The 14,298-nt window shown below is 68.2% G+C and carries 18 protein-coding genes; 2 read left to right on the top strand and 16 right to left on the bottom strand.

Annotated features, from left to right (window positions below):
* The first annotated feature begins 19 nt into the window (after positions 1–19).
* The gene (locus BJ998_RS15530; RefSeq protein WP_184862358.1) at positions 20–1,063 is read left to right on the top strand and encodes a replication-relaxation family protein; all 1,044 of its coding nucleotides are present in this window, start codon (positions 20–22) and stop codon (positions 1,061–1,063) included.
* A gap of 48 nt (positions 1,064–1,111) precedes the next feature.
* The gene (locus BJ998_RS15525) at positions 1,112–2,023 is read left to right on the top strand and encodes a C40 family peptidase (RefSeq protein WP_184868678.1); all 912 of its coding nucleotides are present in this window, start codon (positions 1,112–1,114) and stop codon (positions 2,021–2,023) included.
* Between the two features lie 23 nt (positions 2,024–2,046).
* Here the strand turns inward: BJ998_RS15525 and BJ998_RS15520 are convergent, their stop codons facing one another.
* The 16 genes from BJ998_RS15520 to BJ998_RS15445 all read right to left on the bottom strand — a co-directional run bounded on the left by BJ998_RS15520 (position 2,047) and on the right by BJ998_RS15445 (position 14,249).
* Positions 2,047–2,703, bottom strand: coding sequence for an SLATT domain-containing protein (locus BJ998_RS15520; protein WP_246489244.1), 657 nt, complete (start codon positions 2,701–2,703; stop codon positions 2,047–2,049).
* Between the two features lie 80 nt (positions 2,704–2,783).
* Entirely contained in the window at positions 2,784–3,062 is a 279-nt protein-coding gene (locus BJ998_RS15515) for a hypothetical protein (protein ID WP_184862354.1), read from the bottom strand.
* 177 nt (positions 3,063–3,239) lie between these two features.
* Positions 3,240–4,025, bottom strand: a complete 786-nt coding sequence (locus BJ998_RS15510) for a M48 family metallopeptidase (RefSeq protein ID WP_184862352.1) — start codon at positions 4,023–4,025, stop codon at positions 3,240–3,242.
* The gene (dprA, locus tag BJ998_RS15505) at positions 4,022–4,900 is read right to left on the bottom strand and encodes a DNA-processing protein DprA (protein WP_184862351.1); all 879 of its coding nucleotides are present in this window, start codon (positions 4,898–4,900) and stop codon (positions 4,022–4,024) included. Before dprA ends, BJ998_RS15510 begins: the two co-directional genes overlap by 4 nt.
* A 69-nt stretch (positions 4,901–4,969) precedes the next feature.
* Positions 4,970–5,770, bottom strand: coding sequence for a DUF8317 domain-containing protein (locus BJ998_RS15500; RefSeq protein WP_184862349.1), 801 nt, complete (start codon positions 5,768–5,770; stop codon positions 4,970–4,972).
* A 42-nt stretch (positions 5,771–5,812) separates the two neighbouring features.
* Positions 5,813–7,021, bottom strand: a complete 1,209-nt coding sequence (locus BJ998_RS15495) for a hypothetical protein (RefSeq protein WP_184862347.1) — start codon at positions 7,019–7,021, stop codon at positions 5,813–5,815.
* Between the two features lie 155 nt (positions 7,022–7,176).
* Positions 7,177–7,704: a hypothetical protein gene (locus BJ998_RS15490; protein ID WP_184862346.1), complete on the bottom strand. Its 528-nt coding sequence runs from the start codon at positions 7,702–7,704 to the stop codon at positions 7,177–7,179.
* A gap of 125 nt (positions 7,705–7,829) precedes the next feature.
* A complete protein-coding gene (locus BJ998_RS15485; protein ID WP_246488595.1) occupies positions 7,830–9,059 on the bottom strand; it encodes a phosphoadenosine phosphosulfate reductase domain-containing protein in 1,230 nt (409 codons plus the stop codon).
* Between the two features lie 135 nt (positions 9,060–9,194).
* Entirely contained in the window at positions 9,195–9,461 is a 267-nt protein-coding gene (locus BJ998_RS15480) for a hypothetical protein (RefSeq protein WP_184862342.1), read from the bottom strand.
* A gap of 118 nt (positions 9,462–9,579) precedes the next feature.
* Entirely contained in the window at positions 9,580–10,011 is a 432-nt protein-coding gene (locus tag BJ998_RS15475) for a hypothetical protein (protein WP_184862340.1), read from the bottom strand.
* Positions 10,012–10,126: 115 nt separating this feature from the next.
* A complete protein-coding gene (locus BJ998_RS15470) occupies positions 10,127–10,510 on the bottom strand; it encodes a hypothetical protein (RefSeq protein WP_184862338.1) in 384 nt (127 codons plus the stop codon).
* Positions 10,511–10,552: 42 nt separating this feature from the next.
* The gene (locus BJ998_RS15465; protein ID WP_184862336.1) at positions 10,553–11,368 is read right to left on the bottom strand and encodes a hypothetical protein; all 816 of its coding nucleotides are present in this window, start codon (positions 11,366–11,368) and stop codon (positions 10,553–10,555) included.
* A 6-nt stretch (positions 11,369–11,374) separates the two neighbouring features.
* Positions 11,375–11,932: a hypothetical protein gene (locus tag BJ998_RS15460; RefSeq protein WP_184862334.1), complete on the bottom strand. Its 558-nt coding sequence runs from the start codon at positions 11,930–11,932 to the stop codon at positions 11,375–11,377.
* Positions 11,933–11,964: 32 nt separating this feature from the next.
* Entirely contained in the window at positions 11,965–12,552 is a 588-nt protein-coding gene (locus tag BJ998_RS15455) for a hypothetical protein (protein WP_184862332.1), read from the bottom strand.
* Between the two features lie 96 nt (positions 12,553–12,648).
* Positions 12,649–13,233 carry a hypothetical protein gene (locus BJ998_RS15450; RefSeq protein ID WP_184862331.1) on the bottom strand — a complete coding sequence of 195 codons (585 nt, stop codon included), beginning with the start codon at positions 13,231–13,233 and terminating at the stop codon, positions 12,649–12,651.
* A gap of 140 nt (positions 13,234–13,373) precedes the next feature.
* Positions 13,374–14,249 carry a hypothetical protein gene (locus tag BJ998_RS15445; protein ID WP_184862330.1) on the bottom strand — a complete coding sequence of 292 codons (876 nt, stop codon included), beginning with the start codon at positions 14,247–14,249 and terminating at the stop codon, positions 13,374–13,376.
* Between the last annotated feature and the right edge of the window lie 49 nt (positions 14,250–14,298).

The raw sequence follows: 14,298 nt of genomic DNA, 5'->3' as shown, positions 1-14,298 counted from the left end.
CTCCGGGAGGTGCGTACCCATGATTTCGAACCCCACCCCTCAGCGAGCGTTGCGCGGCCACATGCCGCAGCGCCCCACCCCACGAGCCGCCACCACCGGAGAGCACCACGCCCAGCTCGCTGGCCGGCTCACGCTCCGGGACCGGTGGCTGGCCCGAATGCTGCACGAGCACAAGGTTTTCACCACTCAGCAGATCGTCGAACTGTGCTACCCGAGCATGCGCGCGGCCAACCACCGGCTGCTCGACCTGTTCAAGTGGCGTGTCATCGACCGGTTCCAGCCATTCGTCAGCTCCGGCACCGCGCCAATGCACTACGTGCTTGACATCGCCGGAGCGGTCGCCCTGGCCTACGAGGACGGTCTCGACCCGAAGAAGATCGGCTACCGGCACGAAGACGCCATCGGGATCGCGCACTCCCTGCGCCTGGCCCACACCGTCGGGGTCAACGGCTTCTTCACCACCCTGATCGCGCTCAGCCGGCGACCCGGCGCCCGCGGGCGGCTGACCGCGTGGTGGTCCGAGCTGCGCTGCGGCCGGTTGTTCGGCGACATGGTCCGACCCGACGCCTACGGCCGGTGGCGCGAGGACGGACAGCAGATCGAGTTCTTCCTTGAATTCGACTTCGGCACCGAAGATCTCGCCACGCTCGGCCGCAAGCTCTACGGCTACGAGAAACTCGCCACCGCAACGGGAATCACCACCCCGGTCTTGGTGTGGCTGCCCACCAACCGCCGCGAAACTACGGCACGACGGGCGCTCAGTGACGCACTGTCCCAGCTCGACCGCCCGGCACTCGTGCCGGTCGCTACCAGCGCAGCGGACGTCGCGGGCATGGCCGGCGAGAACAACCCCGCCGTCGCACGATGGCTGCCGGTCTCCGGCCCGCCACCACATCGCCCCGGCCGGCTCCGCCTCGTCGAGCTCGCCCAGCTCTGGCCACAGACCGACCCACCCAGCACGGCGCCGTCCTCGACCGCGGTCCCCGCCCAGCAGGCACCTGCGGAGCTCACCGCGCCGGATCCGTTTCCTCCAGCCGCACCAACCAGCCGCTTCCGGAGGTGACCCGTGAAGATCGCCGCCGCCGCCGTCGCGGCTGTCATCGCCATCCTGATGCTCATCGGCGGCATCGGCCAAGCCGTCGTCAATGCCCTCTTCGGCAGCAGCAGCACCCAACCCAGCCAGGAAGCACTCGCCGACATCCCCGCTGACTACCTCGCCCTCTATCGGCAAGCCACCAGCGCGTGCCCTGGCCTGGACTGGTCGATCCTCGCCGCCATCGGCAAGATCGAAACCAACCACGGGCGTTCAGCGTTGCCGGGCGTCTCCAGCGGAGAAAACTATGCTGGCGCAGGCGGACCTATGCAGTTTCTGCAGTCCACATTCGACGGTGTTGTCGCCCGGCATCCGCTGCCGGCAGGTGGTGCCACACCGCCGTCGCGGTACAACCCGCATGACGCGATCTACGCCGCGGCGTACTACCTCTGCGACTCGGGCGCGCCCAAGGACCTTCGCAAGGCGATCTTCGCCTACAACCACGCCGACTGGTACGTCGACGAAGTTCTCGCGCAGGCGAAGAAGTACGGCGACGCGATGGTCGGAACCGGCGACTGCAAGAACATCCAGGCACCGACACCCGCGGCCATCAGGGCGATCAACTTCGCTTGCGGCCAACTCGGACTGCCCTACCAGTGGGGCGGCAATGGACCAGCCCAGGGCGACAAGGGCTTCGACTGCTCCGGCTTGACCATGGCGGCCTACAACGCAGCCGGCATCTCGCTGCCGAGAACGGCCCAGACCCAATACAACGCCGGCCCGCTGGTGCCCGCTGGGCAGCCGCTACTGCCGGGAGATCTCGTCTTTTACGGCACACCAGGCAACGTCCACCATGTCGGTCTGTACATTGGTGCCGGCAAGATGGTGCACGCACCAGATTTCGGACAGCCTATTCAGGTCAGCGACTACCGCTGGAACGGTGACGACTACCTAGCGGCGTCACGCCCGGCTGTCGATTCACGGATGTAAGGTGCACATTCGGATCCTACGCCTTAATTGGCGGAAGAAGAATCAGTGTCCAATTTATCGGCAGTCTGTGCGAGATTTATCGCTCTGTCTCTGAACTTGTAGCAGGTCATGAACCCGAGGATGGCGGCGGTCAAGGTCATCATGACCGCCGCAACCCGGAGAAGCGATGAATTGCCCGCTCCAGCACCGGCGAGACTTGCGGCAATAATCGCGCCAGTGAGGGCGCTAGCTTGAAGAGCGGCATGTATGCGCCGGCTCCGCCGTGCTGCCGTCCGATAAAAGCGACTTTCGCCGGCTATGCGTCTGACATAGTCCGGCGTGTCATGTCCTAGCTTTCGATCAAGAACCAATCGCAGTTGTGCCGCCGCAATCTGTTCCTGGGTTGTCGTTTCGACGGGACCGCTTGCCATCTCGTCCAGCACGCGCCCAGGGAACGCATCCAGAATGAGGTACTCGTCGCGCTGAGCAAGCTCCGATTGGGCAAGCTGCGTCAGCATTCGTAGTCCGGTTGCCCGCTTGGCGGGTGACTCGTCAAGAGCGAGCTCAGCAGCCCAGGTGAAGCGGCGCCACCACTCCTCGCGGCGGGCGGCTTTCTCTCGTTGTACCGTGGCTCGGTCGCCGCCACGTACGGACAGGCGCACGCCCAAAAACGCCCCGGCCGCGGCAACCAATGCCGTCATCAAGCTGACTGCCGCTTGGAGCCACGGATTCAGCGTTGCTCACTCCCCGCCTCGATCGGCCGTTACTGTCGTAGTGGTTCCTAGGATTCGTCGCTGTCGTCGCCTTCGAGCAATTTGTACACGTTGCTGCGCTGCATGCCGACTTCCTTCGAGATCCGCAGGCGGGGCACCCCCGCAGCGTCCGCCGCGAGCACAGCCTTGCGGCGCTTCGCACGTGCCTCTCTCTGCTTTGCAAGCAGCCCGTTGATCTTCTCCTCAAGTTCGGCCTGCTGAGTGCGGGCGGCGTCCAGTTCCTTCTTGATCCCCTCGACTTCGGCCCGGCTGGCCCGAAGCTGAAGGACTTCCTCGGGGTCGCTCATCAGGAAGCCTCTCTCGCGTGGCGTCGTTGTGTACGCGACGACACGACGTCGTCAGGGTATGTCTATCACACATGTCTATCACTCTCCTTGGAAGGACATAGCGAGGGTGACGCTGGGTGAGGTGGCGTCACCCTCGCCGATGCTCGCGATTGGCCTGCAAGTCAGGGAAGCGATCGACTAACCACCGGTGCGCTCCTGGTGGTCCCCGAGCCAGCAGTGACGGCCAACCTCGGCGAGTTCGGCCTGTCGCTGCCGCCAGTCGGGCATCCAGAAGTACATCCGCCGTTGCCAAGCGCGGCCGTGGGGTTGTCCGCCGGGCCGGGTGGCGTGAGCCTGTTCGTGCGCGAACACGTACTCGATGAGCCGTGTCGGCAGGCCGAACACGGCCCAGTGCAACGTCGTCGCGTGCTTCGGCGGTCCCTCGTAGATGCCCCAGCGGCGCCGGCCGAGGTCGCGAACTGCGTAGGTCAGACCGGTGATGTGGCCATCCAGTTCGTACTGGCGTCCCTCGCGGTGCAACCAGGCGAGGCCGACCTGCTGGTACAGCCCGATCACCGCCCGGCGGACCAGCTCTGGCCGCTGTCTCCGCACGGAGAGGATGCCGTCAGACGTGATCAGAGGCAGCTGTGCGGTGCCCGCGGGCGGGGCATCGACGAGATGGAGCCGGTAGCGCTGGCCGAGCAGGTTGAACTCCTCGCCGTCGACGAACTGCTTGACCGCGTGATCTGGGGCCAACCGGGTGGCGCTCTCGACCTTCTCGGTGATCCATCGACGATGGCTGCCGACGAACCGCGCAACCTGCTCGGGGGCGGCCGTCGGTGGGATCAGCACGGCGACACCGCCTCCCGGATTGACCTGGATGCCGGTCTTGCGCCGTCGTGGGCGGATGGCCACCTCGACCTGCCACTCGTGCGGCAGGTCGAGGGCGGCCAGGGCGGCCCGGAAGGCGTCAGGGCCGGTCATCGCACTCCCTCCTGGTAGTTGATGTGCTCGACCGAGCTGGCCACCGTGGCGGCGCCGGTGCGGAGCAACTCGTTTACGCCCTTCGACGTCACGGAGTGGATCGGGCCCGGCACGCCGTAGACCCGGCGGCCGAGTTCTCCAGCGGCACGGGCGACGGCGAGGGCGCCGCTGCGCTGTCCTGCCTCGACGATGACGGTCGCCGCGGCGAGAGCAGCCAGCAGCCGGCACCGCGCGTGGAACCGGATGCGGGCGGGTGGTGTGCCGATTGGGTATTCGCTGACCAGCAATCCGCCCTTCTCGATGATGGTCTGGTAGAGCCGTGCGTGCTGGTGCGGATGGGTGAGGTCGACGCCGTTGGCGAGTACGACGATCGTCCGGCCGTCAGCAGCCAGTGCGCTGCGGTGCGCTTCCTCGTCCACGCCGAGGCCGCCGCCGCTGACGACGGTCACCCCGACGCGGGCGAGTTCGTAGCCGAGGTCCGCGGCGATCGTGTTTCCGTACGCCGAGGAGGCACGTGCGCCGGTGACCGTGACGGCGAGGCTGGTGAGCTCGGCCAACGAGCCGCTACCGCGCACCCACAGCGCGAGCGGGACGCCGAGGCTGGCCAGGCCGGTCAGCCGCCCGAGCGGCCAGTCGCCGTCTTCGGGCGTGAGCAAGCGCGCCGTGCCGTCGTCGAGGGCCCGCAGGTCGTCGTCGATCCGGGCTTCGGGCCGGGTGACTTCGCCGAGGACGGCGCCGGGGGCGGTGCCGTGCCGGATGCGCGCGAGGGCGTCGACCGGCCCGTGGACGGCGACGTACTGGTGGATGGCGGGTGCTGGTGGTTCGGCTGCGCGCAGCAGGAACAGCCTGGCGTGCAGTTCATCGAGTGAAGGCATGGTCACACTCCTGGATCGGTCGGTTTGGTTGGTCGATGGGGTTCCGAGCCTTGGCCGGTGCTGGTCCGGTTAGGGCTCGGTGCGGTCGTGCAGTGGGATGGGCAGGCGGTGGCCGATCAGCTCGCGCCAGCGGGAATCGCCGGTGTGGATGTGAGCACCGGAGGCCATGAACCACGTGCCGGGCGGGGCATCGGCCGGGCGCGCGACGTAGCGGCCGTACTGGAACAGCAGGTAGACGCCCGGCGCGTCGTCCGACGGTTCGGAGATCCGGGCGAAGGCGGGCAGTGTCCGGTCTTCCCCGACGCCGAGGATGGTCACGTAGCGGACGTGGGAGGACAGGCCGTTGTTCGGGCAGTGGATCGGGCCGGTCAGGATCTCCGCGCGCAGTCCCTTCCGGACGACCGGGACGTCGATGACGCCGTCCCCGAGTTCGGGGATCTGGTCGAGTTCCGTGATGCCCCAGGGTGTCTCGGTGTAGGCATCCAGGAGCCGGTAGGCCGGGAGGTAGTTGGCACCATGGCGCACAGTGGCTTTGGCCTCGGCGGGCAGCCGGGTCAGCACCGTCTCGCGCAGGCGCTGTATCCAGGCGTGCGCCTCGCTGGCGTGCCAGCCGATCGTTCCGCTGGTCTGGTACTCGTAGCACTCCAGCAGGCACAGCACCGCGATCGGATGCAGCGCGCGGTCGGTCACCGTCGCGGCGTAGTCCGGCGGCTCGCCCCGCTCGTGCTCGACGTCGCGGTGAGGTTGGTGCTGCTGGAGCAGCATCTGGCCGACCGGGGTGAGGTTGTCGAAGACGCCGATCAGGCCGAATTGCAGTCCGGCGTTGACGAGTCCGTCGATGTGCGCAGGGTGCAGGTCGAACCGAGACATGGCTATATCCCTTCAAAGAGAACAGAAATTTCGGTGAGGGGTTCAGGCCGCGTTGCTGCGGCACTGGCCCTCGATGAGCGCCTGCTGCACAACGGCGACGGCGGTGTCAACGCGGCGTTCCAGCCAGGCCAGCGGCTCGTCGGTGTGGTCGGTCCAGGCGTCGGCGAAGCTGTCGAGCTCCTTGTCCTGCGCCTGGGCGGGCGCGACCGTGTAGAACTCCTCCTGGGTCGGATAGGTCCCGTCGCCGCGCCTGCGGAGCCACAGCCGGGGGTGGGTATCTCGATCGCCATCGCGGGTCGGTGCTCCGGCGATCTCCTCGTTCTTCGTCAGCGAGATGTCGACGAGCCGGCTGACTTCGGTCAGCGCGGTGTTGACGGTGCGGTGTCCACCGAGCAGCACGCTGTCCACGGATCGGGCCGCGTTGGCCGGCGCGTAGTAGAGCCGGCGGACGCGATAGATGGCCCACGGCATCGTCTTCATGCGGTTGACGGCGAGGGCGATGGGCTCGGTCACCTGGTCACGGCGCAGTCGGGTGATCAGTGACTTGCCGGGCCCGAACAGGCCGGATCGAGGGTTGAGCGCCAGACAGACGTACTCGTCGATGATGTGCTGTGCCGCTTCGGTTGGGAGCGCCGCGAACCGTGCGAGTTGCTCGGGCCACCCGGATTTGTTGCCAGCGTAGGGACAGTGTCGGCAGCAACTTTTCGGCCATGCCACGCCGAGCTTGCGGTACAGGTAGTCGAGGCAGTCCTGTCGGCTCCATCCCCAGTCGTAGATCGGGTACGTGGGGATGCGTTGTCCGCCCATGGAATACGCGGAGTCGCGCGTGATCCTGGTTCCCTCGTGGACGTTGAACCCGATCGCATGGATGTAGGGCCTGTCGCCGAACTCGTTGGCCCGCCACGCATCCTGCGGTGCGCCCTTCGCCTTTTGGCTGCACTTGCGGACTCCGCCGAGCTGCGGCATGGTGCCGGTGACGCGGTTCTCGCGGGAGAGCTTGTATACGCCGTCGAGGTGCAGCCGGTACGGTTGCCTGGTGTCCTGAAGTACGGCGATTCCATCCTTTTTGGTCGGACCCTTGCGGGCGACTTCGACAAGGCGGATGTTGTGCTTGCGGAGCAAGGGAAGAATGTAGTGCTGGACCAGTCTTCCGGTCGTGCTCCACTCGTCTCCGGTTTGGGCGATGACGACGACCAGGTTGGAGAAGTCCGACGCGATCGTGTCAGGTCGAGCGGGCGGGTCGGTGAGCATGCGGAGGATCCCGGCTGTTGATTCCGCGCCCATCCCGTACGACCAGACGTAGGGCATCAGGTCGAGGGGTTCGGCGGTTGTTGTTGTCCTCCTTTGCATGTAGTCCTCCGTGATGATGTCGTTACGGGACAGTCGGCGTGGGTCGGTTGCGGTGGTTAGAAGATGCTGGGCAGACGCCAGGTGATAGGCCGGATCCGCAGGGGTCGCGTACCGGCGTAGGAGGCGGCAAGGTTGCCGTGGTCAGTGATGACTCGATAGCCGGCGAGCCACACGGCGAACCACGGTTCGGCAGCAGCGCCTTGGCGGGCCGCCGCGTCGGGCGCTGACAGCATGTTCGTGTCCAGCCGCGGCAGGGACGAGCGATAGTGCTCCAGTCGTCCGCCGATCATCGGGCAGGACTCGCTGGTGTACGCGGCGCACCACGGGTGTAGCGCTGGCTCGCTCGTGCACTGCCGTGGTAGGTCGGACAGTCGCATCATCAGCACGGCGCGGTGCTCCAGTGGCAGGCCACATACTCCGCACCACCGGTTGAGCAAGGCGCGGCCCATTCGTTCGCGGTCGACCGAGCCGAACAGGTATCGACCGTCGGTCGTGCGGGGCGTGATCCAGGGCACGACGAGACCGCCCACGGTCGGGAGGTGCTGTAGCGACAACGGGATCGGGGGCACGGTGACGTCGTTCATGATCCTTTCTCCTGTCTCCATGGGGTTATGGCGTCGCGCACGCACGCGAAAGCCCGTGCGCGACGCTGAAGGTGGGTGAATGACGGCCAGGCGACTAGCCCGCGTCGGACTCGACTGCCGGCCTGTCAGGCTGCGCGTGACGTCGTGTCACGTGCGCGCTTGTTGGTGTGGCTGCCGATGCGGAGTTCGAGCCGCACGGTCTGGTTGTGGCAGCGGTACAAGGCGCGCGGGTCGAGCCAGTCGGTGTCCCGGCCGTCGTCCGGCACGAGGCCGACGGCGGTGCGTACGCCGAGATCATCATCAGCGTCGGTGAACAACGTACCGGCGCCGAGCGTGATCTCCTCACCGACCGAGGGCGTGACGGGTGCGAGGGACCGCGCGATGTCGCCACAGTGGCCGGAGCGGCGGGTCTCGACCACGATCGCGACGAGTCGTCCCGGCTGTCCGACGGGTGCGTTGTCGAACGAGACGTAGTCCTCGGCGTCCGGGCCGGTGAGCAGGAACACGGTGCCGTAACGGTCGGACTGGCGCTCGAACCTCGGCCACCACAGTCGGCCCTCGCCGAGGTCGATCGTGGCTGCCTCCTCGGTGCGTTCCGCGGTTGTGGCTTGCGCGGCGGCGGTGATGATGTCGGCCATGGACAGGTCGTTGCGGAACCGGTGCCCGATCTCGGCTTCCAGCTCGGCGTACTCAGCAGCCAGTTCCGGGCGTAGTTGCGCGGCGCGAACGAGATCCGCGCGGCTGGCAAGTACGCAGAGGGAGCACGACAGCCGGGTCATGCCCTGGTCGTAGGCTGGGTGGTACGGCACGCCGGACGCATGGATGCGTTGCCATACCTGGGTTTCGGTCCAGTCGTGGATCGGAAGCCAGGTGTCGACGGTGCGTCGGCCGCTGCTGGCGGCCTCGTCACGGCTCAGACGAGCCTTCTTCAGCCGTGCCCGCGATTCCTCAGCGCGCAGGCCCATGCAGTTCAGCACGCGGGCCGGACGGCCCAGATCACCGAGCTCGGCGACCAGTTGCGTGATGAGTTTCCTTGCAGGACCTCGCTTCTGGTCCGAAGTGCAGTAGCGAGCCGAGGCCGAAGGCCAACGCCCGCGGCGGCGAACCTGGTCGAGGAGCAGCCCTTGCTCGCGGTGGCGTTGTTCGTAGCGCACCCCGTAGTGCTCAGCCTGGGCGCGGGCGAGTTCACTGGTACCGGGCCACTCGACGTGGCCGAGCGCGCAGTGCAGGACCGTGATGCGATCGAGAACTCCCGCGGACTCGGCGAGAACGCAGACCTCGTCGAGCATTGCTTGTGAGTCCTTACCGCCGCTGCTGTTGACGAGGATGACGTCATAGGCGGCGAGGTCCGGCATTTCGATGGTTGACGCGTGCATGAGTCACCCCTTCATCAACGTGACGCGATTCGGTGTTCTGAGTGGACGAACAGTGGCGCTGTCCGGTAATGCGCGAAAGGCGCGAGCACGGGCCACCTTCGCGCGATCGGTTTGTCAGCCCTCGAACGTGACGTCGCCCTGGACGCAGACGCGCAATGGAACGGTGCTGTCCTTGTCGTTGCGCAGCAGCCACGACTCGGTGTCGTCGAGATCGATCGAAACTCGGACCTGCCGGCTGGCCGGGTCGACGTAGAGCGCGACGTGGACTCCGGCGACGGTGATCGTCGGCCGTTCGTCCTCGTTCGTCATCGGCTCGAAGGTGGCTGCACGGTTGGTTGTATCGGCGACGACAGACAGATCGGTGTTGGCGGTGCTGTTCATGATGATCTCCTCGGAAGGCGGCCGGCCCTCATCGCCGGCCCGCGCGGACGCGGGCCGGTGTGGCGTGGATGCGGGTAGGTGGTCCGACCGCGTGGCCGGTGAACTGCGGTGCCTGGTGCTAGCGGGCGGCGTCTGGGCCGCGCTGCGCCGTGGTGATGTCGCGGTGGTCCGTGCTGCGGTAGTTGGTGTCGCGGTCGCTCGTGGGCGTCCAGCCCAGTGCGGCCAGTAGCGGCCGGATACCGGCCCACCAGCCACCAGGAAACCGCCGGAAAAGCCATTCCTCGGCGGTGTAACGGTCTAGGTCGGCGTTGGGCCGCGGGATCACGATCGAGGTGGGACTCAAGCTGAACAGGTCGATCGTGATCACGAGAGCGCGGAAGGTGCCGCCAGATGCGGGACCGATCATGCTGGCGCTGGGTGCTGCGTTGATCAGCGTGGCGTGGTACCGGGTGGCGTCACCGGGGGCCCACCACGCCCATCGCGGGCGTTCCGTGGGGACGTCGATCTCGGCGATGAGTTGCCGGGCATCGTGAATGTCGTTGGTAGTCATGGCGGTTCGGGCTCCTTCGGATGTGTATCAGCCCATGCAGCGCGATGCCGTCCCCGTGGTGAGTTGGTGCTGGGGAGGGCATCGCGCTGAGGTGCGTAGCTGGTTGCCGGAGTGGTCAGGAGTGGCGGTGTCGCCGGATGGCATGCTCGACAGCGGTGGTGATCGTGTCGCCGTTGGTCTGCGCGCTCGCCTGCTGGTAGAGCGGCCAGGACCAGACGCAGTCGCGGCCGTCGCAGTAGATGCGGACGTGCCCGTCGTCGTTTTCCTGGAGTACCAGGGGAAGGCGGTGCCGCTCGGGCTCCGGCCGCCGGGGCGCGTTGCCCGGCAGGGTAAGGCGTGAGCCGTCGTGAAATCCCACGTCGACCCCGCGCTCGGCGAGGTGCTGCACGACGTGGCTGACCAGGTCTTGCGCGTTGACCTTGCCGACGGCCGAGCCGGGCCGAGTGGGGTTTTCGAGGTAGTTGTGCACCAGGTCTTCCAGCGTTTCGACCAGAAGCATCGGTGAGTCCTTTCGCGAGAACGGGTTGCCTGCCGGGAGTGATTAGCTCCAGTTGCGGTGTTCGCGGTTCCACTTGGCTTCGACCTTGGGCGCCAGTTCGGCGCGCAGGTCGTCCTCGGTCCGGCCGTGTTTGGCGGCGAGCGCGGCCAGGATGAGCTGCGCATCCTTGTGGTACTCGGCGATGGTGTCGCGGTGGAATGCGACGTTGCGCTTGGTCAGGAGCCGGGCGTAGGACAGCGCGTCGATGTAGGAGCGCCGCGCGGTGAACTCGGTGTCGATCTGCCCGTATTGATTGGTGCGCAAGGGCGTTCCGTCGGGTGCGGTGATCGCTTTGGCGGCCTTGGCTTTCGCGCGTTCGGCCTTCTCCGCTTCCCGCGCGAGTTGCTCGGGGGTCTTGATCCGGCTGGGCCGGTTGCGGACCTCGACCGGCGCGCTGGGGTAGCACTCGGTGCACGCGGCCTTGCCGGCCTGCTCGACGATCTCGGTCTCGTCGTGCCCGGAGAGCTGGGTGAGCCAGGCGAATCGGGTGGACGGGAAGCACGTTCGGCACTGCATGGTGCGGTGGACGTGGCCGCCGGTGTTGAGGACCAGCCAGGCGCGGGTCCAGCCGCCTCGGCGTTCGAACTCCGCATCGAGGGGGCGCGCGGCGGCCTCGCACTCGGCGATCGTCTGGCGGGCCTGCTCGATCCGGGGCTGCAACTCGGTCGCGTACTCGTCCATGCCGTCGTTCACCAGACGGCGGACGCGGGCGGTGAGCCCGTTGACGGTGTCGGTGGCCTTGGCGTGCTCGATACCGAGCCGGGCGAGCTCTTCGTCGATCTCGGACGGGGTTGCGGTCGTGGGGTCGTCGATGGGCATGGTGGTTCACCTCGGAACGGGTTCGGGCCAGGCCGTGTCGGCCAGGCGGGGGCGTGGCAAGGCGTCGCCGGTGCGCCAGGCGCGGATGGCGGGGGCGAGTTCGCTGGTGACGGCGCGGTCGAGGTCGCGGATGTCGATCGTGGGCCGGCCGGTGCGGCGGGCGTCGGCCCACAGGTCGAGGACCTTGGTGAGGCTGTCGGCCAGCAGCGCGGTCAGCGCGGTGGGCGGGTAGTCCTCGGCGACCGCGGCCAGCAGCCCGGCCATCTCGGTCAACGGCATGCCGGGGGTGGTGTAGTGGTCGAGCTGGCGGACCGGCAGCGTGACCACGTTCTCGGGTCCGGGCTCGGCGCCGGCCAGGGTGACCGTGCCGAGCTGGGCGTCGGCGCCGAGTTGGAAGACGTAGACCCAGAGGCCCATGCGGGTGGTCGCGCGGGTGAGCGACTGGCGCGGAAGGTGGCGGGCCCGTGCCACGTCGAGCGCCTTGGCGCGGTTGGCGGGCACGGTGAGCACGTCGTCCAGGTGGGCCCGTGACAGGTCGAGGCGGTCGTAGAACTTCACGAACACGAGGACTCCCCTTTCGGTGTGGTGGCGCGGGTTCAGGCGCGGGTCTGGGCGAGTGCGCGGGGTGGCAGGGCGGTGGTGGTCCAGCCGTAGAGGTCGAAGACCTGGCGAGCGTGGGAGCGGCAGTAGAGGTCGAAGGCGCCGCCCTGGCCGGCGTGGGTGGCGCGGCGGTGGCAGTAGCGCGGGGGTCGGCCGTCGCCGAACTCGGTTTGCCAGGTGCACGCGCGCAACCGGTGGACGCGGATGACGAGGCCAGGGCCGCCGTTGACGCCGGCCCAGCGGCCTCCGTCGACGTCGGTGGCGTGCCAGACGTAGCGGGTCCACATCCCGCCGGACGGGGTGTAGGTGCGCCGGCCGACCTGGTGGACGTCGTGGGGGTCGATCGTGGCCAGGTGCCCGCCGGGCCATGTGGTCAGCGCGTGACCGGTCGAGGACACGTAGGCGACGAACGTGTTTGCGCGGGTCATCGCGTGGCGTTCGCGTTCGTCCGAGCACGGGTAGCAGCTCGTGGCGCCGGTGGTGGGGTCGATCGCGCGGCCGGTGCCGACCCCGCTGGGGTCCGGGGTGGGCGGGTGGCCGCAGTCGAGGATGTCCGCCACGGGGGCGGTGAAGGAGGTGGTCATGGCGGCATCGGTCCCTTCAGGCCGGTGACGAGCGGAATCGGGAATGCGTAGGCCGGCCGTTCGGCCACCGGAGGCGGCTCGAACGGCCGGAGGTGATCAAGTGAGGTGTCCGAAGGTGGCCAGCAGCCGGGCGAACTCGGCCACCCGGTCGTGCGGGACGCGGACGGTGAACACCGAGTCGGACGCGCCCGAGCGCACGCAGACGCGTCCGTGGACGCCTGCGTCGACCGTGCCGAAGTGGAAGTCGGTGGCCTGGTCTCGGCGCTGTACGCCCAGGCGGGCCGCGACGGTCGCGGCGAGTTGCTCGCGGGCGGCGGCGATGCCGTCGCTGGCGTGCTTCTCGTCCCAGGCCGCGTGCAGCGCGGCCTCGTAGTTCGGCAGCAGCCGGCGCCGGATCTCGTGGGCGATCATGTCGGGCGATTTGCCCTGGTCGACGGTGATCTTGTGGTCCTGCTTGTGGTCCTGTGGGACGTGGTTGCGCAGGAAGCCGAGGTGACCGGTGATGATCAATCGGCCCTGGTCGGTCTTGCGGCCGGTGGTGGTGCCGTCGATCAGGTCGAGGACCTGATCGTTCGGTCCGGCGAGGTGTGCTTCCGAGCCGTCGTCGGCCTTGCCGGTGTAGGCGCGCCACCCGGTTCCGAGGTGCTCGGCGACGGTGTGCGCGAGGTCGAGGGTGGTCATGGAGTTCTCCCGTGGGTCGGCGGCCAGCCCGAGACGCGCCGGCCGAACTGGTGGTGAGGTGCGGCGGCAACCGGCGCACGACGGGGCGCCGGCCGACCGTCGACGGGGACGGCCGACCGGCGGGAAAGGAGAGACGGAGGTCAGCGGCAGTGGCCGGTGATCTGGACCAGGTGGGCCATGTCGGCCACGGGCCCGGCCCAGTAGCGGACGTGGGCCGGTTCGTTGCCGATTCCCCAGACGGAGAGCCGGAAATCGGGGTCGCTTGGGCAGGCCCACACGGAGCGCTGACCGGGCCCGTTGGGCGCGGGGGCGCCGTGTTCGTCGCATCGGTCATCGACGACCAGGCCCCCGCCCCAGGACGACCGCAGGTGCGCGAACACCCGGACGTACGAGGCGTCGAACGGCGCGGTGTGTGCTTCCTGCCGGGTCGCTGCCCATTCGGCCAGTGCGTCCGCGGACAACGGCCGGCGGGAGGTGATCACGGCGCGCACGGCGTCGGCGTCGGTGAGCCGGCCGTGGTCGCTGCTGTCCGCGTAGGCCAGTGCGCACGGCCCGGTGAACCACAACGTGATCCACTGCGGGCCGCGATGCCAGCCGCGCGCATAGCCGCGCCGGTCGCCCAGCTCGGTGATCGGGATCGGCGGCAACACGCCGTCCAGGCCCCGGTCCGGTCGGGGCGTCCACCCGTGTGCGCGGAGGTCGTCGTCCACGGTCGGGTAGATCATGTCTGTGGTCCGGGCGCCGGAGTAGCCGCGTGCCGCGCGGCTCAAGGTGTCCGCCAAGCCGTTCATGCGGCCGGTGACGTTGCGCAGGCCCTGCACCGGCATGGGGTGCGAGCTCAGTGCGTCGTCGTGCAGGTCGGCGACCTGGCAGCGGAGTTCCTCCGCGAGCCTGGCGACGCTGGTGAGGCTGGCGGCCTGCACGCGGTTCACCGTCTCCAGAGACTCGGCTCGTGCGCGTTCCCGGTCGAGTTCCGCGCGCAGTGTGTCCAGTGTGGTCGGGTGGTCGGTGGTCATTGTGGGTGCTCGCTTTCGTCGGTCGAATTGCGTGAATGTGCGGAGGTGA

Source organism: Kutzneria kofuensis, assembly GCF_014203355.1.
Classification (GTDB): Bacteria; Actinomycetota; Actinomycetes; order Mycobacteriales; family Pseudonocardiaceae; genus Kutzneria; species Kutzneria kofuensis.
Note: the sequence above shows the minus strand (reverse complement) of the source record. Positions and strands in the feature narration are given on the sequence as shown.